At 38.7% G+C, this 25,178-nt stretch carries 24 protein-coding genes; 1 reads left to right on the top strand and 23 read right to left on the bottom strand.

The features are described from left to right. Window positions 1-43: 43 nt before the first annotated feature. From H3R21_RS03870 to pth, 12 genes are all read right to left on the bottom strand, one after another. On the bottom strand, window positions 44-706 hold the full coding sequence (locus H3R21_RS03870) for a hypothetical protein (protein ID WP_198183129.1): 663 nt from the start codon (window positions 704-706) through the stop codon (window positions 44-46). A gap of 155 nt (window positions 707-861) precedes the next feature. Beyond that, the gene (gene lysS, locus H3R21_RS03875; RefSeq protein WP_198183131.1) at window positions 862-2,403 is read right to left on the bottom strand and encodes a lysine--tRNA ligase; all 1,542 of its coding nucleotides are present in this window, start codon (window positions 2,401-2,403) and stop codon (window positions 862-864) included. 26 nt (window positions 2,404-2,429) lie between these two features. Beyond that, on the bottom strand, window positions 2,430-3,440 hold the full coding sequence (gene dusB, locus H3R21_RS03880; protein WP_198183133.1) for a tRNA dihydrouridine synthase DusB: 1,011 nt from the start codon (window positions 3,438-3,440) through the stop codon (window positions 2,430-2,432). Between the two features lie 99 nt (window positions 3,441-3,539). Beyond that, on the bottom strand, window positions 3,540-4,172 hold the full coding sequence (locus tag H3R21_RS03885) for a histidine phosphatase family protein (RefSeq protein ID WP_198183135.1): 633 nt from the start codon (window positions 4,170-4,172) through the stop codon (window positions 3,540-3,542). 113 nt (window positions 4,173-4,285) lie between these two features. Continuing rightward, entirely contained in the window at window positions 4,286-5,158 is an 873-nt protein-coding gene (gene hslO, locus H3R21_RS03890; RefSeq protein ID WP_122035810.1) for an Hsp33 family molecular chaperone HslO, read from the bottom strand. 48 nt (window positions 5,159-5,206) lie between these two features. Further along, on the bottom strand, window positions 5,207-7,423 hold the full coding sequence (gene ftsH / locus H3R21_RS03895; RefSeq protein ID WP_198183137.1) for an ATP-dependent zinc metalloprotease FtsH: 2,217 nt from the start codon (window positions 7,421-7,423) through the stop codon (window positions 5,207-5,209). Window positions 7,424-7,510: 87 nt separating this feature from the next. Continuing rightward, window positions 7,511-8,770: a tRNA lysidine(34) synthetase TilS gene (gene tilS, locus H3R21_RS03900; RefSeq protein WP_198183139.1), complete on the bottom strand. Its 1,260-nt coding sequence runs from the start codon at window positions 8,768-8,770 to the stop codon at window positions 7,511-7,513. Continuing rightward, complete coding sequence (locus H3R21_RS03905) at window positions 8,760-9,128, bottom strand: S1 RNA-binding domain-containing protein (RefSeq protein WP_198183141.1); 369 nt, start codon at window positions 9,126-9,128, stop codon at window positions 8,760-8,762. The genes tilS and H3R21_RS03905 overlap by 11 nt, the downstream gene beginning before the upstream one ends. After that, entirely contained in the window at window positions 9,125-9,502 is a 378-nt protein-coding gene (locus H3R21_RS03910; protein WP_101138680.1) for a septum formation initiator family protein, read from the bottom strand. Before H3R21_RS03910 ends, H3R21_RS03905 begins: the two co-directional genes overlap by 4 nt. A 76-nt stretch (window positions 9,503-9,578) precedes the next feature. After that, window positions 9,579-9,821: an RNA-binding S4 domain-containing protein gene (locus H3R21_RS03915; protein ID WP_046307633.1), complete on the bottom strand. Its 243-nt coding sequence runs from the start codon at window positions 9,819-9,821 to the stop codon at window positions 9,579-9,581. Window positions 9,822-9,832: 11 nt separating this feature from the next. After that, complete coding sequence (gene mfd, locus H3R21_RS03920) at window positions 9,833-13,324, bottom strand: transcription-repair coupling factor (RefSeq protein ID WP_198183143.1); 3,492 nt, start codon at window positions 13,322-13,324, stop codon at window positions 9,833-9,835. 1 nt (window position 13,325) lies between these two features. Further along, window positions 13,326-13,892 carry an aminoacyl-tRNA hydrolase gene (gene pth, locus H3R21_RS03925; RefSeq protein ID WP_046307637.1) on the bottom strand — a complete coding sequence of 189 codons (567 nt, stop codon included), beginning with the start codon at window positions 13,890-13,892 and terminating at the stop codon, window positions 13,326-13,328. 223 nt (window positions 13,893-14,115) lie between these two features. On the opposite strand from pth, the gene cbpA reads away from it, so the two are divergent. Next, the gene (cbpA, locus tag H3R21_RS03930; protein WP_198183145.1) at window positions 14,116-14,823 is read left to right on the top strand and encodes a cyclic di-AMP binding protein CbpA; all 708 of its coding nucleotides are present in this window, start codon (window positions 14,116-14,118) and stop codon (window positions 14,821-14,823) included. 55 nt (window positions 14,824-14,878) lie between these two features. Here cbpA and alr read toward each other — a convergent pair whose 3' ends face one another. From alr to rbsK, 11 genes are all read right to left on the bottom strand, one after another. After that, complete coding sequence (gene alr, locus H3R21_RS03935) at window positions 14,879-16,009, bottom strand: alanine racemase (protein WP_198183147.1); 1,131 nt, start codon at window positions 16,007-16,009, stop codon at window positions 14,879-14,881. A gap of 2 nt (window positions 16,010-16,011) precedes the next feature. Further along, complete coding sequence (acpS, locus tag H3R21_RS03940; RefSeq protein WP_074425773.1) at window positions 16,012-16,365, bottom strand: holo-ACP synthase; 354 nt, start codon at window positions 16,363-16,365, stop codon at window positions 16,012-16,014. A 78-nt stretch (window positions 16,366-16,443) separates the two neighbouring features. Next, complete coding sequence (locus H3R21_RS03945) at window positions 16,444-17,976, bottom strand: DEAD/DEAH box helicase (protein WP_198183149.1); 1,533 nt, start codon at window positions 17,974-17,976, stop codon at window positions 16,444-16,446. Window positions 17,977-17,986: 10 nt separating this feature from the next. Continuing rightward, the gene (gene murF, locus H3R21_RS03950; RefSeq protein WP_198183151.1) at window positions 17,987-19,354 is read right to left on the bottom strand and encodes a UDP-N-acetylmuramoyl-tripeptide--D-alanyl-D-alanine ligase; all 1,368 of its coding nucleotides are present in this window, start codon (window positions 19,352-19,354) and stop codon (window positions 17,987-17,989) included. A 130-nt stretch (window positions 19,355-19,484) separates the two neighbouring features. After that, a complete protein-coding gene (locus H3R21_RS03955; protein WP_046307648.1) occupies window positions 19,485-19,730 on the bottom strand; it encodes a type B 50S ribosomal protein L31 in 246 nt (81 codons plus the stop codon). Between the two features lie 115 nt (window positions 19,731-19,845). Further along, entirely contained in the window at window positions 19,846-20,691 is an 846-nt protein-coding gene (locus tag H3R21_RS03960; RefSeq protein WP_198183153.1) for a transporter substrate-binding domain-containing protein, read from the bottom strand. A gap of 9 nt (window positions 20,692-20,700) precedes the next feature. Continuing rightward, complete coding sequence (locus tag H3R21_RS03965; protein WP_198183155.1) at window positions 20,701-21,441, bottom strand: amino acid ABC transporter ATP-binding protein; 741 nt, start codon at window positions 21,439-21,441, stop codon at window positions 20,701-20,703. Window positions 21,442-21,446: 5 nt separating this feature from the next. After that, window positions 21,447-22,124 carry an amino acid ABC transporter permease gene (locus tag H3R21_RS03970; protein ID WP_198183157.1) on the bottom strand — a complete coding sequence of 226 codons (678 nt, stop codon included), beginning with the start codon at window positions 22,122-22,124 and terminating at the stop codon, window positions 21,447-21,449. Then, window positions 22,105-22,764: an amino acid ABC transporter permease gene (locus tag H3R21_RS03975; protein ID WP_046307653.1), complete on the bottom strand. Its 660-nt coding sequence runs from the start codon at window positions 22,762-22,764 to the stop codon at window positions 22,105-22,107. The genes H3R21_RS03970 and H3R21_RS03975 overlap by 20 nt, the downstream gene beginning before the upstream one ends. Window positions 22,765-23,152: 388 nt before the next feature. Beyond that, window positions 23,153-24,061, bottom strand: coding sequence for an L-lactate dehydrogenase (locus H3R21_RS03980; protein WP_198183159.1), 909 nt, complete (start codon window positions 24,059-24,061; stop codon window positions 23,153-23,155). A gap of 119 nt (window positions 24,062-24,180) precedes the next feature. After that, the gene (gene rbsK, locus H3R21_RS03985) at window positions 24,181-25,095 is read right to left on the bottom strand and encodes a ribokinase (RefSeq protein WP_198183161.1); all 915 of its coding nucleotides are present in this window, start codon (window positions 25,093-25,095) and stop codon (window positions 24,181-24,183) included. Window positions 25,096-25,178: the final 83 nt, after the last annotated feature.

Below are 25,178 nucleotides of genomic sequence, written 5' to 3' on the forward strand. Positions count from 1 at the left end.
AGCTTGCTTTTGAGGTCAACTGAACAGAATTTTATATGATTTATTAATGCATGGCTTTGATATTTTGATTTAATTTTTTAAATTTGGACATTTCCTCTTTCCAACTGATTACTTCACAATGTAGCCTACCATCTGGTTCAGCAAAGCAAGATATAATATCTCCTTCATAGCTATCGTTTATATTCAAACTACTTTGAATAAAATCAAGCTCTAAACTTTTTGTTTGAAATTCACCTGCGTTTACTACCTCAGGCTTCAGATCACAAGGTCTACTATACATTTCATCATCAGGCTTCTTAACTCCATAAAACTCTAAACTCAGTGATTTATCACTCAAATTGTAAGCCACAAAACAAATTTCTTTCCGTTTTAGCTTAACAATATCTTGACCATGATTTACTTTAAGTCTTGATTTTCTTCCGGTTGCGAGCCATAAAGAAACAACTACAGCTGCCCATGTTCCTATGCTGCTAATCCATTCTATCAATATAGAAACTGAGCCTGATCGAAAAATTAGCATAATCATTAGTCCAATTGATATTCCAGCTAAAAAGACAAGAAAATAAGTAATTACTTCCTTTTTCTTAGCTTCGATATTTTCCCTTAGAATGTCATACTTAACATACTTTTTGTCTTTAAAATAAAAGCCTAAAATAATTCCAAAGATTACAAGAAATATTGTCATAAAGAAAGTTTTAAAATTCAAGCCAGGTATTCCTTCAATAAAAAATAGTTTAACTTTAAAAAGTCTCCTATTCATACAATTAAGCATAATAAGAGACTTTTTAAGTTGTACACTTTTGCCATAAAATTAGTCAAATTGAAAAACAAGCTAATTTAAAGTGCTTGAAAAAATCTATACTAATCTTCTTTTTTCTTCATGTCTTCTTCGACTTCGCGCTCAATATCTTCAATTCGCTCTGGGCGCATTGTTGGGAATAGTAAAACATCCCTAATTGCAGGCGCATCAGTCAAAAGCATTACAAGACGGTCAATTCCGATTCCCAATCCACCTGTTGGTGGCATACCATATTCCATAGCACGTAAGTAATCTTCATCAATCATATCAGCTTCATCATTTCCAGCTTCACGTTCTGCCATTTGTGCTTCAAAACGCTCACGTTGGTCATCTGGGTCGTTTAGTTCTGAAAAGGCGTTACCGTACTCTTCACCCATGATGTAAATTTCAAAACGATCAGTAAAGCGTGGATCATCAGCGTTCTTCTTAGCAAGTGGTGAAATTTCAACTGGATGACCATATACAAAGGTTGGGTCAACAATTGTTTCTTCACAGTACTTTTCAAAGAAGGCATTAATAATATGACCAACCTTCCAAAAGCTTTCAACCTTAATATCATGGTCCTCAGCAATTTTGGTTGCTTCTTCAACGCTCATCTCTTGCCAGAAATCAACATCTGTCTTTTCCTTAATTAAGTCAACCATATGTACACGACGGAATGGTTTACCTAAGTCAATTTCAGTGCCTTGGTATGTGACTTTACCGTCGTCAGTAACAACATTTGCGGCAGCACGAATAATTCCTTCTGCTTCATCCATGACATCATGGAAGTCCCAGTATGCGGCATAAGTTTCAAGCTCAGTAAATTCAGGGTTATGGTGAGTATCAAGACCTTCGTTTCTGAAAACTCGGCCAATTTCATAAACGCGTTCCATATCACCAACAATTAAACGCTTCAGAGGCAATTCCAAAGCAATTCTCATGTAAAGGTCAATATCAAGGGCGTTGTGATGAGAAATAAATGGACGTGCTTCTGCACCACCAGGGATGTTGTGCAAAACTGGTGTTTCAACTTCCAAAAAGTCCTTGTTGTTTAAGAAGTCACGAATTGCTTGGATAATCTTAGTCCGATTAACAAAGCGCTCATAACTCTCATGATTAGTAATTAAGTCAAGGTAACGTTGGCGATAAATTTGTTCAACATCCTTTAAACCATGATACTTATCAGGAAGTGGACGCAAGGCCTTAGATAAGAAGGTTACATGAGTTGCACGAATTGTTAATTCGCCAGTATCAGTTTTCATGACTTCGCCGTCAATTCCTAAGAAGTCACCAATATCTGATTTTTTGAAAATTTGGTAGTTTTCTTCACCAACAATATCCTTACGAACATAAATCTGGATTTTGCCAGTGCAATCATATAAGTCAGCAAAGCCAACTTTACCCTTACCTCTTTTAGCGAGCATTCTACCAGCAACCTTGGTTTTAGGTAACTCACTGTTTAATTCGTCCTTGTCTTCTTTAGTGTACTTCTCATTTAAAGTACGAGCCAAATCTTGACGGTCGAATTTTCTCATGCCAAATGGTTCAATTCCGTTTTCACGAAGTTCTTCCATCTTTTGGCGACGAACGATTAATTGGTCATTCATTTCACTTTTAGCCAATTATTTTTCCTCCATTATCTTTCACTTTAATTTCTTGCGACCTTTTGTGCCTGTCTCTTTTCATACTCATCAACAAAATTGTCAAGTAAATCGTAGACTTCTTGTGCAGTCCAAACTTCATTTATTTTAGCACGAGTCCGTGCTGAACGGGGAATTCCTTTTAAATAATATGCAGCTTGTTGGCGAAATTCCGGCACAGCAATCTTTTCACCTTTAAGCTCAACTAAGCCTTGGAGTTGATGCTCAGCAGTCGCTACACGTTCACGAACTGTTTGAGGCGGTAATTTTTCACCTGTTTCCAAGTAATGGACCATATCTTTGACCATCCAAGGATTACCCAAAGCAGCTCGGCCAATCATGACACCAGTACATCCAATTTCATCTAATGCCTTTTGGGCAAGCTCTGGCGTAGCAATATCACCATTAGCCAAAAATGGAATATCAAGCACTTGAGCAACATCATGAAGTGTTTCCCAGTCTGCGTCACCAGCATACATCTGCTTACGGGTTCGCCCGTGCATTGCAATCATACTTGCGCCGGCTTCTTGTGCAGCTAAGGCATTCTCAACTGCAAAAATATGTTTTCGATCCCAGCCAATTCGCATCTTAACTGAAACGGGCTTAGAAACATTCTGAACTACCTTATGAACCATTTGGTAGATCTTATTTGAGTCCAAAAGCCATTTTGAACCTGCATCAGTCTTAGTGATTTTAGGAACGGGGCAACCCATATTAATATCAATAATATCAGCATCAGTATGTTGATCGATGTACTGCGCTCCTTCAAGAAGAGTCTCCTCTGTGCCACCAAAGATTTGAATACTCATGGGGTGCTCACGCGGATCTACTTTCATCATTGACATTGTCTTTTTATTACGATAAATAATTCCGTGATCGGAAATCATCTCGCACACCACTAAGCCTGCACCAAATTCTTTACAGATCATTCGAAATGCAGAGTTTGATACTCCAGCCATTGGAGCAACAACAACCCGATTAGGGATGGTTATTTCGCGAATTTTCCAGCTATTATCCACCTAATCATCCTTTCAAATACCTTAACATCATAACAAAAAGGGCCTCATAAGCAAAACTTCAACCTTTTTATTAAGAAAAAAATTGTAGAAACTTATTCATCAGCTCTTTGGTTCAAGAAAGAAGTCACACGGAGCTGAACGGTTATAGTAACGCAAAAATGCTTTTTTACTTGTATCATCAACAGAAATATTGGTTACAGCTGCATTTTGCATTTCACCAATTTTGGAAATTCCAGTGCTCTCCAAAATATTTTGGACTAATGAACGTGAAGCAGTCCCATGGAAAACTAATACTACAGATTCGTTTACGTGGTTATTTACGAGATCGTGCCAAAAGTCCATTAATCGATCAGCTAATTGACGATATGTTTCACCAGTACAATAATCACTATAGTTTTCAGTAAAATAGCCTAAATCATCAAAAGCTTGCGGATACTTTGCATGAATTTCAGCTGCAGGTTCACCATCCCAATTACCGTAGTTCATTTCTTTTAAGCGATCATCGTAAATAATTTCATGCTTTCCTTGGTCCAATATTTCCGCAGTCTGTTTTGCACGGATCAAAGGACTAGCATAAACATAATCGATTCGCTCAATGTCAAAACTGTCACGTAAAGCTTCAGCCTGCTTAATTCCTGTTTCGTTTAATGGCAAGTTGGTCCCCGAGCCGTTAATTGCAAGGGTTTTGTTAGTATCAGTTTGACCGTGACGAACGATATACACGTTTAGCATTAGTTACACTCCTTTAATTTCATTTAATTCAACTTCTTCATTATAATCAAAAATGCTAATTACCGCACCAAAATTTAATAATACGTGTGATTAATCTACAAATCTATTTCAACTTATTTTTTTGCTAAAATCGCCTTTAACTCATCTTCAGAAAAATCGTATTTTTCACCACAAAAGTTACAAGTCAATTCAGCACCATGATCTTTTTCAATCATTTCCTTTAACTGACTATTTTTCAGAGTTGTTAAAATGTCACCGTATTTTTCTTTTGAACAGTCACATTTGAATGCAACATCATCTTTTTCCAAAATCTTGCAGTCATCGCCCAAAATCTTCTTAGCCAATTCTTCAGGAGTCATGCCGTCTAAAAATGAACTGGAGAGTGCAGGTAAATTGTTAATCCGTTCAATCGTTTGATCAATTAGACTATCACTTGCACCAGGCAATGCCTGAAGCATAAAGCCGCCTGCTGCGCCAATTGTGTTGTTTGGATTAACAAAAACGGAAAGACCAACAGCAGAAGGAATTTGCTCAGACTTAGTTAGATAGTAAGCAATATCTTCAGCGATTTCACCAGAAACAATCGGAACTTGACCAGTATAAGGTTCCTTTAATCCTAAATCCTTAGTCACTTCAAGCCAACCTTTACCAACGGCCTTTTTAACATCAATATGACCATTTTCCTTAGGTGGCAAAGCAATATGAGGGTTTTTAACATAGCCCTTAACCGTCAAATCAGATTTGGCAGTTACAATTGTTGGTCCCACTGGACCATCACCTAATAGGCGGATCGTTAACTCTTCTTTGTCAGTTAGTTCAGCGCCTGCTAATAGGACACCAGCAATTAATGTTCTTCCCAAAACAGCAGAAGAAGCCGACCAAGTATCATGCCTAGTTTGCGCTTCTTGAACTAAATCATGGGCATTAATTGTCAATAAACGTAAGTTTTTAGTTTTATCAATTGCTTTAATCAAATAATCGTTCATTTTAATTCTCCTAAAAAAATAGAGCCTTTAAACAGGCCCTATTAATTATTAATCTTGAGGATGATCATCAGATGAATGATCAGCTTTATCTTCTGTAGTCTGTGAAGAATTTTGTTCTTCTGGAAATTCAAGTTTCTCTGGATTTTCTGGATTTTCTGGATTACGCTTTTCAGTTTCCTGATTCTTTTGTAATGGAGATTCAGATTTTTCTTCTTCAGAAGCTTTTTCTTGTCCTTCTACACCAGTTTCATCAGAATTAGCAGCTGCCTTTTGATTTTCTCTCTTTTCAGCAGCAGCCTTAGCTTCTTCATAAGTAGAAGCCTTAGATTCACTTGGGTATTCTTCAACTGTCTTTTCAGGCATTTTTCCAGTAGTGTAAAGCGACATAATCTGCTTTTCATCTAGAGTTTCATACTTAAGCAATGCTTCCGCAATAATACGGTGCTTTTCACGGTTATTCTTAACGATTTCAACTGCTTGTTCATGGGCCTCGTCAAGAATTTGCTTGACAGCTTCATCAATTTTAGCAGAAGTTGCTTCACTATATGGTTTAAAGCCGTAAGGATTAGTTTCGCCCTCTTTTTCGAGTTCAACCATTCCTAGCGAATCAGTCATACCGTAGTTGACAACCATACTATGAGCAATTTGTGTTGCTTGTTCAAAGTCGTTGGAGGCACCAGTTGATTGGTCACCAACCACAACTTCTTCACCAGCACGTCCACCCATTAAGCCGACGATTTGCTCCATTAATTGCTTCTTAGTTAGTAAGAACTGATCATCCTTAGGTAGCATTAAGTTATATCCACCTGTACGACCGTGAGGAACAATTGTAACCTTACGAACTGTCCGTGAATCACTTAGAACCAAACCACAGATTGAGTGTCCTGCCTCATGGAAGGCAACTCTTTGACGTTCTTTCTTTGAGATCATGCTGTCACGCTTAGCTGGTCCAGCAATTACTCGATCTTCTGCTTCATCTAAGTCATTAGCAGTAATTTCATTGCCATTACGACGAGCAGCCAATAATGCAGCTTCGTTTAGTAAGTTAGCTAAATCAGCACCAACGAAACCTGGAGTTTGACGAGCAATTTCCTTTAAGTCAACGTCATCTGCCAATGGCATGTTCTTGGCATGAACACGCAGGATGGCTTCACGACCACGAACGTCTGGCGAACCAACTAGAACTTTACGGTCAAAACGACCAGGACGAAGCAAAGCTGGATCCAAAACATCAGAACGGTTAGTTGCGGCAATGACGATAACACCTTCGTTACCTTCAAACCCATCCATTTCAACTAACAATTGGTTCAAGGTTTGTTCACGTTCATCGTTACCGCCACCGCTAGCATTACCGCCACGACGACGACCAATGGCATCAATTTCATCAATGAAGATGATACTTGGCGCATTCTTCTTAGCGTTAGTGAACAAGTCACGTACACGACTGGCACCAACACCGACGAACATTTCAACAAAGTCAGAACCTGAAATTGAGAAGAATGGTACGTTGGCTTCACCAGCAACAGCACGAGCAAGCAAAGTCTTACCAGTTCCCGGAGGACCCTCAAGTAAAACCCCAGACGGGATTTTCGCACCTAACTTGGTGAATTTGGCTGGATTCTTTAAAAATTCAACAACTTCAACAAGTTCCTGCTTTTCTTCTTCTTCACCGGCAACGTCTGAAAAACGAACCTTATTCTTCTTTGGATCTTCTGGCTTAACGTGAGAACGACCAAAGTTCATAATGCCGCCATTACCACCACGGCCGCCACCGCCACTACTTTGACTAATCATCATCCAAAGCATGACAATGAATAGAATAGTTGGCACCAGCATTACAATGGTTGAGATCCAGTTGCCAGACTGCGATTCGCCTTGAGTGGTCATTTTTGTGCCACTCTTTTCAGCTAAGTTCTGAACATTCGACACACTCGAATCATTTTGAAGCATAGTTGTTGAGAAACGCTTCACTTTTGATCCAGAGCTACCATTAAAGAAGTCAAGACTGTTACTTGATTGGCTTTTAGTATCTTGGGCCTCTTTGTAACTGCCTGATACAGTGTAAACACCGTTGGCAGGCTGAACGTTAAAGTTCTTCACCTTGCCGTCATTCAAATCTTTGACAAATTCCGAGTAGCTAATGTTCTCACTACCACCGGAATTATCGGTGCCGCCAAGTGCCCAGTTGATTCCTCCTAATAATAAAAGGAAAACAACTATATAGAACAAGCCATTTGAAAACAGCCGATTCCGGTTATTTTTCATAAAAATCCTCCACAAAAGTTCCTAGAGATATACGAATAAAAGTTTAACACATATTTCAGTATCACTCTATTATTTTAAAATTTCTTATCAAATATTGCCATATAGATAAAAATGACGTTTATTTTCTACCTTTTTTTGACTTGAATAAGTATCCTCAATGAAGACCACTTCGCTATCCGCAAGAATAGCCAAGCAATATGGCCGTAGCACATTAGGAATGCCGCTTTGAGCGAACTTTTTCTTACTTTTGACGTGCTGGCCATTTTTTAGATTGAGCTTAGCACCAGACTCAAGTGGTCCAGCATATATTTTAGCGCCCTCTGAAATGTTAAGTTTAGCAATTAAGTTATCATTAGCATTCAATTTATCAGTAATGACAAATTCCCTACTGCCAAAATTAAACTTTTGTCCTAGTTCGACTTGCTGTTTTTGCTCAATGTCCGGCAATGGTTTTTCAATCAGATAAAAATAATCTTGATAAGACTGTAATTCAAAATTGCCAAGATTATCATTAACACGTACATGCCATGTTTTCCAAATAAAGTTTTGCCAATACAGTATTTTCTGCTTTTCGGTCAGAGAAACCAGGTTTTCTTTTTTTAGCCGATAGAAAAAGCCGAGATATTCACTGGGCTGCTCTATTTGCTCAAAGTCACCAGTAATTAGCGATGTCATTAAGTTCATTTGCTCGCTAAAACGCCAAGCGCTGCGCTTTATTTCTGGGTTTTCAGCCTTCAAGAGAGGCACAATTTTATGTCTTATCCGATTACGTAAAGCGTCATCCTCATTATTGGTTTGATCAATCACAAAAGGAATTTGACGTTTCTTTACATAAGTTAATAGCTCTGCCTTTTCAACTGTTAGCAGTGGTCGTAATAAAATCTGGCCATTCATTTTGCTAACTGGTTGCAAACTATTCATTTCACTTGGATTACCAGAACGGATAAATTTGAGCAAAATATTTTCCAGCAAATCATCACTGTGATGTGCCGTTAACAAATAGTCACCAACCTTATTCTTCATTACTTCAGTCAAAAACTGATAGCGAACTTGGCGCGCAGCTGCTTCAATTCCTTTTTGCGGTTGCAACTGTTTCGACCATTTTCCAGTAACAACTTCAATTTGCTTTGTCTGACAATAATTACCGATTGCTGTATCCTCGCAATTGGAATCAACACGCAATTGGTGATTAAAATGAGCCGCAATTAACTTAAAATGATATTGCGTCTTAGCTTCATTAACCATGTCAATGAGTGCCATTGAATCTGGTCCACCACTTGTCGCTACAACAAGTGTTTTACCCTCTAACGGCAAACTATTTGCTTTAAAGAAGTCATCAATCAGCATAATTGTTCAATTCTTGCTGCAGTTTTTTGATTTCTTGCTCAGAATCAGTAATTGTTTTGGTTAAAACGGTTAAAAACTGCTCTTTTTTTACATCAGAAAATTCATTAGTATGGTCAATTAAATTCGGATCATTTAACCGCATTCTTGAAAGACCAATTTTACCTTTAAAATTATTAATTACAACTACACGAATAGAATCACCGATTTGATAGTTAGCACGTTCGCGCACCCAGTTTTCGCCAAAATCACTGTGGTGAATGAGTCCCGACGTATGTTTAGGAAGGGTAACAAAAACACCCAAATCGGTGATGTTGTTAATTGTACCTGTAACACGTTGTCCTACTTGAAGTTTCATCAATTATCGTCTTTGCCCTCAGGTAAATTATAAATTGTCTCATTTGGTTTAGAATATAAAAACTTAAAGCGGACAAGTTTGGCCACGTAATCAGGATCTTTTAAGTCGTCGCGCTTAGCTGTCAAAGCACGTTTTTGCTTATCGATTTGACTGAGCGATTTTTTCTGCGTTTGTACTTGCTCATTGATGCGCTGTGTTTGTACACGCGTAACCGTAAGTTGAATACCTAAAAGTGCAAACAAGACTAAAAAGACGGCAATAATACGATTGCGTCGAATTCGGTGTACTTCTTTTTCCCGTTTTTCTTGCTTACGCTTTAGGCGCGCAATTCGCTCTTCTGGACTAAGCGAATTATAGATACGTGGTCCTTTCATAATTTTTGTCCTCTGTAATTCTAAAATACTATTTAATTATAACAAGACCATTCATAAAAGTCATTAAATAACAGAGTTATCATTCAATTAATTCATAAAGTTCACTGGCCTCTGCTTTTTTGGTTGTCTCACGGATGTCACAAACTTTGGCCTTAACCTGTCTTGAGCCATAACCCACTTCAATAACGTCACCGATTTTTACGTCATAACTTGACTTAACAACCTTGTCATTTACTTTAATTCGACCTTGGTCTGCCATCTCCTTGGCCACGGGTCTTCTTTTAACCAATCTTGAAATTTTCAAAAATTTATCAATACGCATTTTTTACCTCGTTATCTTTGAATAATGTCACTTGCTGCTGTCATAAATGTTGTCAATTCATTAAAAAGTTGCCGATGATGAATATCAGTTGGTATGTCTAATAAAACGACAAGGCGTTGTTGCGGTGACAGATTAATTTTAGCCTTGAACGAAACGTGCTCGAGTGCCTTAAAAATGTTAGGTCCCTTCAGTTCCTTACTTGCACTATTGTTAAATTCAACTTTCACCTGCTGCTTAATTTGGGTAATGTTAAGCACTTGCGCCAAATCAGCTTCAGCTTTTAGTTTTGAAATTGCCAATAGATTTTCAACAGGTTCAGGATAATCACCAAAGCGGTCAATTAATTCATCTTGAATTTGCTCAATGTCATCAGCATTAGCCGCTTTGATTTTCTTATAAAACTCAATCTTTTCTTCTTGATCCGCAATATAGCTTTCAGGAATATAGGCTTCTAATCCAAGATCAATCTCAGCGTTACTCTTATCAACCTTTTTCTTGCCTTTACGGCTTTTAATTGCATCAGAAAGCATTTGTGAATAAAGGTCGTACCCAACACTATCGATGAAGCCGTGCTGCTGGGCGCCAAGCATATTGCCAGCCCCGCGAATCGACAGATCGCGCATGGCAATCTTAAAGCCTGATCCAAGTTCGGTGAAATCGCGGATTGCCTCTAACCGTTTTTCACCAATTTCTGTTAAGACCTTGTTTGGCTGGTAAAGGAAATAAGCATAGGCAAGCCGTGCACTTCGACCAATTCTACCGCGGAGTTGGTAAAGTTGGCTCAGGCCATAGTGATCTGCATTTTCGATAATCATTGTATTGACATTTGGCATGTCAATTCCCGTTTCAATAATTGTTGTTGTAACAAGAATATCAAACTCACGGTTTAGAAAGCGATAGAGAATATCCTCCATCATGTTCTTGCTCATTCGTCCGTGGACACTAATAATTCGTGCCGTTGGTATCAAGTCCTCCAGCTCACTTACAACATCATCAATGTCGTCAATTCGATTATGCAAATAAAAGACTTGCCCACCACGTTGCATTTCACGCAAACAGGCATCTTTAACTACACTTGGAATTTGTTCCATTACATATGTTTGAATTGGATAACGATTGGATGGCGGAGTTTCCATAACAGATAAGTCACGCACACCAACCATTGACATATGCAAGGTTCGGGGAATTGGTGTGGCCGTTAAGGTTAAGACATCAATGTTAGCCTTCAATTCCTTAAGACGCTCTTTATGCTTAACACCAAAGCGCTGCTCTTCGTCAACAATTAACAAGCCCAAGTCTTTAAACTGGACGTCTTTGGATAGCAATCGGTGCGTACCAACTACTAAATCAATTTTACCGCTCTTCAATCCTTCTGTGATTTTCTTTGATTCTGCTGCAGTCTGGAAGCGTGACAAAACCGCGTAGTTAACCGGAAAATTTTTGAACCGGTCTTGGATCGTTTCAAAGTGCTGTTGCGCCAAAATGGTAGTTGGTACTAAAAACGCTACCTGCTTATTGTCCTGTACTGCTTTAAATGCCGCACGCAAAGCTACCTCAGTTTTACCGAAACCAACGTCACCCACAAGTAGCCGATCCATTGGTTTAGGTTGTTCCATATCATGCTTAATTTCTTTAATTGAACGCAACTGGTCTGCCGTTTCAACGTAAGGAAACGAGTCTTCAAACTCTCGTTGCAATTCATCATCCTTTGAAAAGGCAAATCCTTTTTCTGATTCACGCTTAGCGTAAAGGTCAATCAAGTCATCAGCAATGTCCTCAACTTTAGCTGCAACCTTGCGCTTAGTTTTAGCCCATTCACTGCCACCTAGCTTATTAACATGAGGCGTTTTACCTTCCGAAGCCACATATTTTTGCACCAATTTCAATTGATCAGCTGGCACAAATAATTGATCACCGTGCTGATAGGTAATCGTAATGTAGTCGCGTTTAACGCCGTTGTTTTCTAGTGTTTTGATTCCTTCGAACCGGCCAATACCGTGGTTAACGTGAACTACATAATCACCTGGTTTGAGTTCATTATAATTACGCAAACGTTGTGCATTTTCCAAAGTCTTGACACGTCGACGGTGATGACTCGTTTTATTAAAGAGCTCATGCTCTGTCAGATAAACCAGGTTATTTTTCGGCAATGTAAAGCCGCTGGCAAAAGAATCAACAATGATTTGTGTTTGTCCTTCAACAAGATCGTCTTTAGCAACAACTGGAATCGACATGCCAAATTCAATCATTGTTTGGCTGATTTGGCGCGCCCGCTTTTGATTGTCAGCCTGCAAAATGACTGTTTGCTTATTTTTTTGATACGATTCAATTTCTGTTTTTATCAAAGGCATCTGACTGAAAAATTGTTGCGGCTCCCGTGTTTGCCAGTCAAATAGCTGATCAAGCCGAATCCGCCCAATTGAACGTTGAAATAATGAAAAATAAAGGTGATGATGATCATCTTTAGTCCAAACGCGATTAAAATCAGCTCTCAGTTCTTGACCAGGTAAAATTGCACCTGTTTTCAGTTCGTCATCAATAAAACCAGCGTTTTGCTGATCAACTGTTTTAACAGCTTGATCAATTAGCGGCCAGTCATCGAGCATGATTAAGCCGTCTGCACTTAAATATTTGAGTAAGTTACTTGGTTTTTCGAGTAAAAAATCAACCAAAAAAGCATAATTTGAGGGTAAAGTAGCACTATTTAGTTCATCCAGAGTTTGGGTAAAGTGATCCTTGACTGCTTCTTCTGGAGCAGGCGCATCCCCCATTGCCTTAGTTATTTTGGACACGGCCCGTTTAAAGTCTGCCTCCGTAAAAACACGGTCTTGTGCGGGCCCAATCGTAACCTTGTCGATTACATCTTTGCTACGCTGACTGGACAAATCGAATTCTTTTATTGTATCAATTTCATCACCAAAAAATTCGATTCTTACCGGATTTTCGCGATCAAGTGGGTAGATATCTAAAATATCCCCACGCAAAGCAAACTCTCCAACTCGTGCAACCAAATTTTCACGACGATAGCCTGCTGCCACCAACCAGCTTGTCAATTGGGCAAGGTCAAATTCTTTTCCTGTTTCAAAGTCATGCTTTGTAGCGCTATATTGCTCGGGGGCAGATAGTTTATACTGCAAGCCTTGCGGCGTGGTTACAACAATTCCCATTTGGCCGGTCAATAAAAAATTAAGCGCCTGAATTCGGCTACTTAATTCATCTGGCGAACTAACAGCAGTTTGGGTTGCAATTGTAGCATCAACTGGAAAGATTTGAACACTTCCATCAGGCATAACTGCATTTAATTCACTATACCGCTTCTGTGCCTTATTTTCGTTTTCTTCTATTAATAATAGCGGACGGTTAAGTGAAGTCACAATTTGACATAAGAGCAGACCAAAAGCACCAGCATTAGCGCCAGTGATTAGTGAATTTTTGACTTTAGCTGTCTTATTAATGAAATCTGTTAGTTCTTTATCTTCTTTAATTAACTCTGTTAAGCGCATTTTAATTATATTTATTCATCAAAAATTGACTGCCCTTGCCAGCAATAAAATCGTCGATTATTTCGCAGCTAGTATCGAATGCAGCATCCATTAATTTCTGTTGCTGGCTGTCAAATTGCGATAAAACCCATGAAATAACGCTAGATTCTGTCACGTTGTCGGGATGTCTAATACCTATTTTTAACCGGTTAAAATTACTTGAGCCCAAGTCACGGATAATACTCTTAATACCATTATGACCGCCTGACTTACCATTTGCACGAATGCGGATTTTACTTAACGGCATATCCATATCATCATGAATGACTAAAATGTCTTGTGGGTCAATTTTAAAGAAGTGCGCAAATTGTGCAATAGAGCGCCCAGAATCATTCATATATGTTTGTGGCTCAAGCAAAATTACGTCTTCACCTTTAATTTTTTGTTTAGTATATTTGCCCTCAAACTTTTCCCGTTCAAGAACCAAAGAGTTTTTAGCCAAATACTGATCAAGTGCCATAAAACCTGTATTGTGCTTGGTCCCATCATACTTTTTGCCTGGATTTCCCAGACCCGCAATTAGTTTCATCGTATTTCCCCTTAATTAAATAATCGTATTTAATGATAGCACATTCAACCCAACTCAGTTTCTCCCAGACTATTACACTTTAGTTTCAGTGAACAAAATTACTTTTTTATTTAGCTCACACGTGCTAAACTCTATTTATTCGAAAAAACTATTTTAATTTTTATTTAATCAAAAATCGTATGGTATAATTGATTAGATTATTTTTAAAAACGGAGGCAGTTTCATGCTCATCAAATCTTTAGTTAGAAAAAAAGATTATCTTACAACAGTTAACGAACACGCAACGCTTGAAGAAGCACTAAAGACTTTAGAGGAGTCTGGTTTTCGGTGTGTACCGATTTTAGATGATACCGGTACAATCTTCCGCGGTAATATTTACCGCATGCATATTTATCGTCACAAGTCTGAAGGTAAGGACATGAGCCTGCCAGTTACCTACTTACTGAAAAATGCCACAAAAACTATCAAAGTTAACTCACCATTTTTCAAAGTTTTCTTCACGATTAAGGATTTGCCTTACATCAGTGTATTAGACGAGGACAACAAGTTCTATGGTATCTTGACACACTCTCGTCTGCTCGACATGTTGTCAGCTGCCTGGAATGTTAAAACTGGTTCTTATGTATTAACTGTTTTAACCGATAATTCTCGTGGTAATTTAGTTAAAATGTCAAAAGTGATTAGTAAATATTCAGAAATTGCTGGTGTTATGAGCTTGGATTCATCGCCAAACACAATTAATGATAACTTTGTTAGACGTATTCTCTTCACCCTACCTGCTGGTGTAACAGATGACACAATGAAAACCATTGTTACCAAACTTGAAGTAAAAGGATATGTGGTTGCAGAAATTGAAGACTTACAAGCTGGAATGACCATCATGAGTGATGAAAATCCTGGCGTCTTCTTAAGTGAACCAACTGAAGATTAATTTTTAACCAAGATAAAAAGCACTGCTACTTAATTGCAGTGCTTTTTTAGTACCTTTATTTTTCATAATAAGTCCGAGGTAAACGGTCATCAAGTAAACAAGCAACCTCATAATGGATGGTGTCCACGTAATCAGCCGCAGCCTTAATGTCATTAGGCGCTTGCGGATCATTTGAAATTAAAATCACTTTTGTTCCTACCGGCATTTCATGCGGCAAACGTACCATCAGCTGATCCATACAAATCCGGCCAACAATTGGACAGTACTCATCTCCCACTTTTACCGTAAAGCCCTGAAACTTTCTAATAAAACCGTCGGCATAACCGACAGGAACAGTACCAATAATTTGGTCACTATCGGTAACATAAGTTGAGCCATAGCTGATGCCCTGATTTTTATGAACCGTATGTACCTGAACTAATTCACTTTCAAAAGATAGGGCTGGCTCTAGCTTAAAACGCACAGGCAAATCTTGACTTGCGGGATTAGACGATGGATTCAGGCCATAGGTTCCTATTCCAAAACGAACAATATCACTTTCAACTTGTTGGTGGAACTGACTTGCAGCTGTATTATCTGCGTGAATCCACTTAGGTTTAAGCTTAAGTAGGCCTTTAAAATGATTAAAGCACTCAACCTGCTTTGTAAAATACGAATCATCGCTACTATCTGCTGAGGCAAAATGGGTATACATTCCTTCAACATTAAAGTGATGGTTGTTTACGAGAAAATCGTTGGCTGCAAGAAAATCCTGATCTTCGCTAAAGCCAATGCGTCCCATACCTGTATCAACTGCAAGATGAATTTTCAGCTCATTGTCTTCTCCTGTAAGTTCTTTATTGGCCTCTTTTAGCCAAGCTAAATCCGGAACAGTCAAAGATATATCATGGGAAACGGCCAGTGAAACGTATTGCGTAGGTGTGACACCCAGAACTAAAATTGGAGCCTTAATGCCCGCCTGACGCAATTCCAGCGCTTCATCTAAGATTGCCACACAAAAGCCGTCAACGCCAACCTCAATTGCAGCTTGAGCCACTTTAACTGCTCCATGGCCGTATGCATTAGCTTTGATTACTGCAAATAGTTTTTGTCCAGGTTTGAGTTGCTGCTGTTCTTCTTTTAAATTGTGCTTAATCGCTGCTAAATTGACATAAACAGCGGCTGGGCGATGTATTCCAGGTACCATTTTTATTTCTCCAATACAACTAAAGTAACTATTTCATGATTATCATGAGTAATACTTGACCAAATTTTGCCTTCAAACTTAGTTGAAGTTGTTATCGGGTGACCAATTTCATCCCAAAGTGTTTCGACATCTTGTAAGCCAAGGTCTTTTCCTAAACCAGTTCCCATTGCCTTGGAAAATGATTCCTTAATTGAAAAGCGACCACCTAAGTATTCAACCTTACGCTTACCAGACATTTTTTGATACTGGGCAAATTCATTTGGTGTTAATGCCTTTTTGGCAAAGCCATCACCTTTGGCAACTATTTTTGCTACACGTTCTACTTCTACTGCATCAATACCAACACCATAAATCAATTTGCTCACCTCTTAAGCCAAAATTATAATACAAAAAAAGAGTTGCACTTAACCACAACCCTCTTTTTAGCAAAAACGTTAATCTTTTTTGTTTTTAATTACGAAATCATGACCACTACCTGAGCGGTTTGAACGGCCACCGCGGTAACTGCCATGACCACCGTGATTACGATCGCCACCGCGATAATTACCGTGACCGCCACGGCTATTACCACCGCGACCGCCGCCACGACCATAATGTCCACGGCCTCTGCCGCCACCATTGCGGCGACCACCACCGTTACCACCTTTATATGGCAATGGCTTTTCGGAACTAATAGTTACTTCAACATCAGAAGAATCTTTTGAAAGGTTCTTTAAAAATGCGGAAACTAGGTCGATGGCTGAGTAGTTTTCAAGTAACTCACTAGCGTCATCAGTGTACTTACTCAAATCTTCCTTCATCAAGTCTTCAATCTTAGTCTTAGCAATCTTTAATTGACCACGAAGCGCTTGATCATCTGAAGGTGGACGAAGTGGAGTCATCTTTTTCTTAGTTAATTGCTCAATTGTGCGCATGTAGCCAAGTTCGTTTGGAGTAACAAAAGTAATTGAACTACCATTTTGACCAGCACGACCTGTACGACCAATACGGTGAACATATGAATCTGGATCTTGAGGGATATCATAGTTGTAAACGTGAGTAACACCTGAGATATCAAGCCCTCGTGCTGCAACATCGGTAGCAACTAAAATATCTAATTTTCCTGCACGGAATCGCTTCAAGACACTAATTCGACGTGCTTGTGACAAGTCACCGTGAATGCCAGCAGCATTATAGCCACGTGCTTGCAAACCACGAGTAACTTCATCAACCCTTCTCTTAGTTCGAACAAAGATAACCGCTAAGTCTGGACTTTCAACGTCAATTAACCGACACATGATATTGAATTTTTCTGCGTCCTTACAGCGAACGTAGTATTGATCAATTAAATCAGCAGTTAATTCTTTAGTCTTAATGCGTACAATCTCTGGATCATGCATGAATTTTTCACTAATGCGCAAAATTGGTTTTGGCATTGTGGCACTGAAAAGCAAAGTTTGGCTGCGATTCTTCACATAACTCAAAATGCTTTCAATATCTTGAATGAAGCCCATGTCTAGCATTTCGTCAGCTTCATCAAGTACAATTGTGTTGACACCTTCCAAGTTGATTGTCTTACGCTTTAAGTGGTCAAGCAAACGACCTGGTGTACCAACCAAAATTGCTGGTACATGGTTCTTAAGTGAGCGAATTTGGCGGCCAATGTCTGCACCACCATAAACTACTTGAACACGTGCTTTTTCATCACGACCCAAGCGGAAAAGCTCCTCCTGAGTTTGAATAGCTAATTCACGTGTTGGTTCGATAATCAACGCTTGAATAGTTTTATTGTGTTTATCTAAATTTTGTAAAATTGGCAAAGCAAATGCTGCAGTTTTACCTGTACCTGTTTGCGCTTGACCAATTACGTCTTTACCCGCTAAGGCAAGAGGAATTGTCTGTTCCTGGATTGGCGTTGCTTCTTCAAAGCCTGAACGTTTAATTGCTTTTAAAAGCTCGTCATTTAATCCTAATTCTGAAAATTTCACTAAGTTCTCCTTATCTAAGCCGCTTTACTACTTTTTCAAGGTGCATCCCATGTGATCCCTTCAGAACAACAATGTCGTGCGGCTTAATATCATTTCTCAGATCAGCTATCAATCGCTGCATCTGATCTTCTTTATAATAATGTAAATTCTCTGGCTCATATGTGTTCTTTAGAACATCAGCTAAATTTTCCATTTCTGAGCCAAATAAATATACTTCGTTAATCACTTGCGGATCAAGGCAATCAGCAAGTCCAGCATGTAAAGCAGCCGATCTTTCGCCTAATTCAAGCATATCACCTAAAACGGCAATTCTGCGACTGCCCTCAGGGACCTGAATTTGACCAAAGCTGGAAATAACTGCGCGAACTGCTGTTGGGTTTGAGTTATAGACATCGCTCATGATGTCTTCGCCCACATCGCCTTTTTCCCATTCCATGCGATCAGCTGTTGGGGTAAAGCTTGCTAATGCGGTAGCAATTTCTTCATCACTTTCACCAAAATGACGACCAACGCATAGCGCAGAAAGAGCATTTGAAACATTATGTTTACCAATCATTGGGATAGTAAATTGGCTGTCAGAGTCATTGACCGTAAATGTTGCATGATGCTTATAGCTACGATAGCCAGTTACATAAACGCTATCAGTTTGGTCAAAGCCAAACGTAATTTTAGCTTGCTCAAGCTTTTCAGCACGCTCACGTAAAAGTGGTTCATCCCCATTATAGATGAGCTCGCCATCTTCACGCAAGAAATCGGTAATCTCCATTTTGGCATCAGCGATGCCTTCACGCGAACCTAAATACTCAATATGTGCTTCACCAATCATGGTAATAACAGTTACGTCAGGATGGGTTAGTTCACTTAACTGGTGTAATTGGCCAGCGTGATCCATTCCCATTTCCAAAACTAAAATCTCAGTATTAGGTTTCATGTCCAAAATAGTCATTGGAACACCAATTTCATTGTTGAAGTTGGCGTCGGTCTTGTGGACATTAAAACGCTTAGCTAAAACCGCTGCAGTCATATCTTTAGTAGTAGTTTTACCATTAGAACCAGTAATTGCTACTACTGTAGGATTTACCTTGTTAAGGTAATATTGCGCTAGTTGTTGCATACTCAAAAGTGGATCGTCAACCTCTAAAACAGCAATGTTTTCAGGTTTATTAGGACGGTCTTTTTGCCATAAAGTTGCACTAGCGCCATTACTAATTGCACTATTGATAAAATCATGGCCATCACGTTCGCCTTTTAGCGGCACAAATAGTCCGCCTTCAGAGATTTTTCTTGAGTCGAAGGCAACAGAAGTAATAACAGTTTGGTCGTTACCTTCACAAGTCGAATTAATTGCTTTGGCAATTTCTGCCAGTTGCATTTTCATCTAATACTCTCCTACCTAAAAGAAATTTTGCTCAACCCAACATTATGTCTGCATAATTGTTACAGCATAATAATTACGTCTTACATAAAAAAGCAGCCCCAATGGGACTGCTTCCACCAGATTAAAGATATTACTTGTTGACACCATATTTCTTGTTGAACTTTTCGATTCGTCCATCTGCTTGAGCAAACTTTTGCTTGCCTGTGTAGAATGGGTGAGAATCTGAAGTAATTTCAACTCGAATCAATGGGTAAGTTTTACCTTCGTAATCTACTGTTTCTTTTGACTTTAAGGTTGAACCAGCAACAAATTTTGCACCTGTTGCGGAATCCATAAAGACAACTTCTTGGTAATCTGGGTGAATGCCTTGTTTCATGTTTATTACTCCTTTGCCATGACTCTCTTTCAAGCCATAGATTAATCGATTAACGTTTATTACAATAACATTTTTTTGAGTCAATTTCAAGATATATTACTAAACTAGCTTTTTATTAATTAAGAACAATATCGCTCGGCTTTACTTCCTTGCCAAAATAAGGCTTCAATTCTTTATTGTAATCAGTCACAAAAAAGCCTTGCTTTGTTAGTTTAGTGATTTCTTGGTCAGTCCAATCAAGTAGGGATTTATTGCCTTTTTTAACTGCTGGCGCAATGTATTGATTAGGACCAATATTTTTAATCCCAACCGTATAACTTGGATTTCGTTTAACCCACGCATACAGGTATGAATTGTCATCCGCTAATGCAGCAGCTCGTTTATTCTTAATTGCATTAAACTGTTGCGTTTTTGAATCAAATTTTAACAAGTTGACCCCGCCTTTTTCAGTAAAATAATTCTCAGCAGTAGTCCCCTTATTCACAATAACCGCTTTGTTTTTCAATTGATGTTCATTATTAATCGGTGCATTTTTGGGTGAAATCACTCCAACCGATACCTTCATATAGGGCCTAGCAAAATCAGCCACTTGCTTACGTTCTGGTGTCACTGTAAAGTTGGCCAAAACAATATCAGCTTTGTCAGAATTCAGTGTGTCAACCCGATTGTTGGCGTTGACCTGCGTAAACTTTGCTTTTACGCCAAGATCTTTGGCCATTCTGCGGGCTAAACGTAAGTCATAGCCTCGCCGGTTACCATGTTCATCTACCCAACCATACGGTGGCAAATCACCAAAAACCGCTACACGCAAAACGCCACGCTTTTTTATTGCGACTACACTGCTGTCGCTTCCGCCAGTACTATCATTTAACGAGGACCTGAAGCCAAAAAAGGTAACTAATAAGACAACAATTACAACTGACCAAATTGCTATACGCCTTTTAAGTTTATTTTTCTTCATTATAACTCCTTAAAAATCCATACTCTCTAAAAAGTCGCGTGCACGTTCAGTTTTGGGTTGGGCAAAGAAAGCTTTTCCTGGTGTATTCTCTAAAATGTGCCCATCTTCTAGGAATAGGACTTGGTCAGCTATTTGTTCCGCAAAGCCCATTTCATGCGTCACAATAATCATGGTCATATGGTGCTCTTTTGATAGCTTCGTCATTATCTGCAAAATACCGCGCACCATTTCCGGATCAAGCGAAGCTGTCACTTCATCAAATAGCATTACTTCTGGGTGCATGATTAAGGCGCGCACAATAGCGATTCTTTGCTTTTGTCCCCCAGACAATTCTCGAGGATACGAATCCGCATACTTCTCAAGCCCAACGTCTTTTAATAATCCTTTTGCTTCTTGAGCCACTTCGTCTTTTGCGCGCTTCTGTACCTTAGTGGGGGCCAATAAAATGTTTTCCATGACAGTTAAGTTAGGAAATAAATCATAACTTTGAAAGACCATGCCGATTTTTTGTCGTATCTCTTGCCAATTTTTATCGGTTGGATTGACTTTTTCACCTTTAAAATAAATCGCACCGCTACTAAAATCCTCCAGTCCATTAAGGCATCTGATTAAAGTGCTTTTTCCTGAACCCGATGGACCAAGTAGAGTTAAAACCTCACCTTGATGCAACGTAAAATTAATATCATGTAAAATATGACGATTGCCATAAAACTTGTTTAAATTTTCTACTCGTAAAATTTCTTCTGTCATTTTTCTTACCTATTCTCTTTAGCTGCCAACTTTTTAGACCAAAGTGACAATGGATAATCGATGATAAAGTACAAAATGAAAATCAGACCATAAATCCAAAAAACTGCAGTCGGATATTTTTGGTTATTAGCTTCGATGATTTGCTGGCCAATTGTAATTACATCCATAATACTAATCATCATTAAGAGTGAAGTTGTTTTAATTACCCGCGTAGCGAGGTTAATCGTTGCAGGCAATTCCAACTGGACTGCCTGTGGTAATAACACATAGCGGAAAAGCTGCGTTTTACTTAAGCCTAATGCCAAACCAGATTCTTTTTGCGTTACTGGTACTGATTCGATTGCCCCACGGACAATATCACTAAATTCAGCGGCCACCCACAATGCAAAAGCGAGAATCGCCATCCAACTAGCCGGCCAGTTAATGTTGAAACTACGTGGCAAAATGTAATAAACCAAATAAAGCAGGACAATTGTTGGCACAATTCTAAAGAACTCAAGGTAAAGCCTTAGAATAAAACGTAGTGGCTTATTAGGTAATGTTCTTAGAATTCCCAAAAATGTCCCCAGAACTAAACCCGCCGCTAGACTATCAACGGAAATCCACACAGACGTCCACAATCCTTGCATGATTCTGGCAAAATTGTTTCCTGCAAAAAGGACATTAATCACCGAATGTTCCATAGCGCACTCTCCTTTCAAGCAAATTCAAGAGCAAAATAATTGGAATGAGGATGATTGCATAAGCAACAACGAGAACAAACAAGTACTCGTTAGAGCGGTAATACATACCAATTAAATCAAGTGCTGTATTTGTTAATTCTGGGATAGCAATTACAGAAAAGATTGAAGTTTCCTTAATCAAAAATATGACGTTAGCAGCTAGTGCCGGCATACTCAGTGCAAAACCTTGTGGAAAAACCACATAACGTGCTAATTGTAAATTATTCATCCCCAGCGCCTTACCATTATCAATTTGGGTCTGGTTAACACCACTAAAACCACCGGTAAAGCCTTCTGCCATATAAGCACCGCCCAGAAAAATCAGTCCAATAATGCCACAAGTTGTAGCAGACATTTTCAAACCAATAACAGGAAAAGCATAATACAGGAAAAATAATTGAATTAATAATGGTGTATTTCTTGCCAATTCAACATAAGCTGTAAATAGCTGACTTAAAATTGGCACTTTAAAATACTGTATCAGGCTGCTTAGCGCACCAACAATCAGCGAGCCTAAGATACCAACAAACGAAAGCCATAAGGTTAGCTTAAAGGCTTGGGCAAAAATTGGTAAACTGTGACTAATAACTTGCCAGTTCATTTCTATCCCCATTTCTAAATAAAAAAGACCTATTTATCCACATGGACTTCATAGGTCTTGTCTAATTCCAATAACAAAAAACCACGAGCCGCGCCGGCACGTCGATTCTTTAATTAAGCAGTTATTAACTTTAAGAATCCGCATGCCAAAAGATTGTCCACATTGTTTTTAACAAAACAGACTTTTTGACATTGCGTTTTACTTACACCAAGTTTAAACATGGTTTGTACTCCTTTTCTGTAATAACTGTTACTCTTCACATGCTATGCTTATGCTTACTTTTTGTCAACAGATTTGCATCATTCATTTTTAATTATTTTTTATCAATCAGTTACTTCAGAGAGCAAAAAAGGCACCCCTAACGGGATGCCTTTTGATTAGCTTAATTTTAAGCTTGTGATTTTTCTTTAATTGCCTGTGCTGATTGCTCCAGCAACTCTTCTTCTTCAGGAGTTAACGCTAACTCAATTTTAGCTTCAATTCCGTTACGTCCAACAATTGTTGGATAAGACATATAAGTGCCATATTTTTCTTGGTAACTTGAAACCGGAAGTTCAGTATGTGAATCAGTTAAAATTGCACGTACAATTCTGACTGCAGCTGCGGAAACACCATAATTAGTATAGTGCTTACCCATAAATACTGTTTGCCCACCTGTCTTAATTTCATCTTCAAGGTCATCAAGACTCCACGAAGCTGATTTTGCCAGCTCGGTAATTGGTTGCTCCAAAACTTTGACAGTTGACCAAGCAGTGAATTGAGAGTCACCATGTTCCCCCAATGCAAAACCACTGATTGATCTTGGATCAACGTTGAATTTTTTAGCTACAACTTTCTTCATTCTAGCTGTATCCAAAAGGGTGCCTGTTCCCAAAACATGTTCTTTTGGTAAACCTGTTAATTGTTGATAAAGGTTGGTAATTGCATCAACTGGATTGGAAATTACTAGCAAGATACCGTTAAAACCACTCTTTTTAATTGATTCAGTAATTGGTTGCAATTGCTTCTTATTGTATTCAAGTTCTTGGAAACGGTCGCCCTTAGTTTCAAGTGAAATCTTTCCCAGTGTACTAATAAGAACTTCAGCATCTTTAAGAGCATCATAATCATTAACTACAACATTTGTGTGATATGGCAAATTGGCCATTGCATCTTCAAAATCAACTGCATCGGCATTAACCTTGCCCTCGTTGACGTCAATCATTACCAAATCATCAACTAAGCCCGAAATAATTAATTCATGTGCAATCGTACAGCCAACATGACCATCACCGATAATTCCAATTTTAGTAGACATAATTTTTAACCTTTCTTAGTTTATTATTATCGTTTTTTGCGATACATCTTTATAAAGCTAATTATAGTTTTTCTTCAGCCCAAATTAAACTTTTTACCACCTAAATTTATCGAGAAAGTTTAATTAACCTGTTCAATCTCTGCCTTGGTTGGAATTGAAGGCTGTGCACCATAACGCTGAACCGTTAAAGAAGAAGCCTTGTTAGCAAATGTAATTGCATTACTTAAATTAGAGAAATCTGGTTTTAAGATACTGGTCATCGCACCAATAAAGGTATCACCAGCTGCTGTAGTATCAACTGCTTTTACTTTGAATGCAGGAATCAAACCCTGCTTATCTTGAAAATCGTAAAATGCACCCTTATCACCAATAGTAATTATGACGGCGGAGACACCTAATTCATGAAGTTTGTCCGCTGCCTTTTTAGCACTTTTTTCATCAACAACTTCGACTCCTGTAATAGTGGCAGCTTCGGTTTCGTTAGGGATAATAATATCCGTCACTTGCAATAATTCAGCTGGAATTTCAGTAATTGCTGGGGCTGGATTTAAGATTGTTTTTGCATTATTCTGATGCGCGATTTTGAATCCTTGAATTGTTGCCTCAATTGGTGTTTCAAATTGCGCAACAACAAAGTCACTTGCAGCAATCAGATTACTATTTTGCTTGATATCCTCTTGGTCAAAAGCGTAGTTAGCCCCAGAATAAATGGTAATTGAGTTTTGACCAGAATCATCTACCGTGATAAAAGCTTGACCTGTTGACTCATTAGCAACTTCTTTAACACCATCAAGGTTAATATTTTCCTTTTTCAATAAAGCAAGCATTTCTTTACCTGGTGCATCATCGCCAACGGCACCAACAAAACTAACAGCACAACCAGAACGTGCAGCAGCTACTGCTTGGTTGGCACCTTTCCCACCAGCTGCAGAATAGTGCTCTTTGGCATGAATTGTCTCACCTGGTTTAGCCATCTGCGCAACACGTAAATTGGTATCTAAGTTAATACTTCCTATTACTGTAACTTTGTTCATTTTTTCTCCTTATCAAATCAAAAGAATGTTAAATCATCTTTTGTTATTCAAAAAGCTTGTAAGCTGTAATTGCTTTCAATTTA

It is taken from the genome of Lactobacillus sp. W8172, assembly GCF_016102055.1.
Lineage (GTDB): Bacteria > Bacillota > Bacilli > Lactobacillales > Lactobacillaceae > Lactobacillus > Lactobacillus apis_A.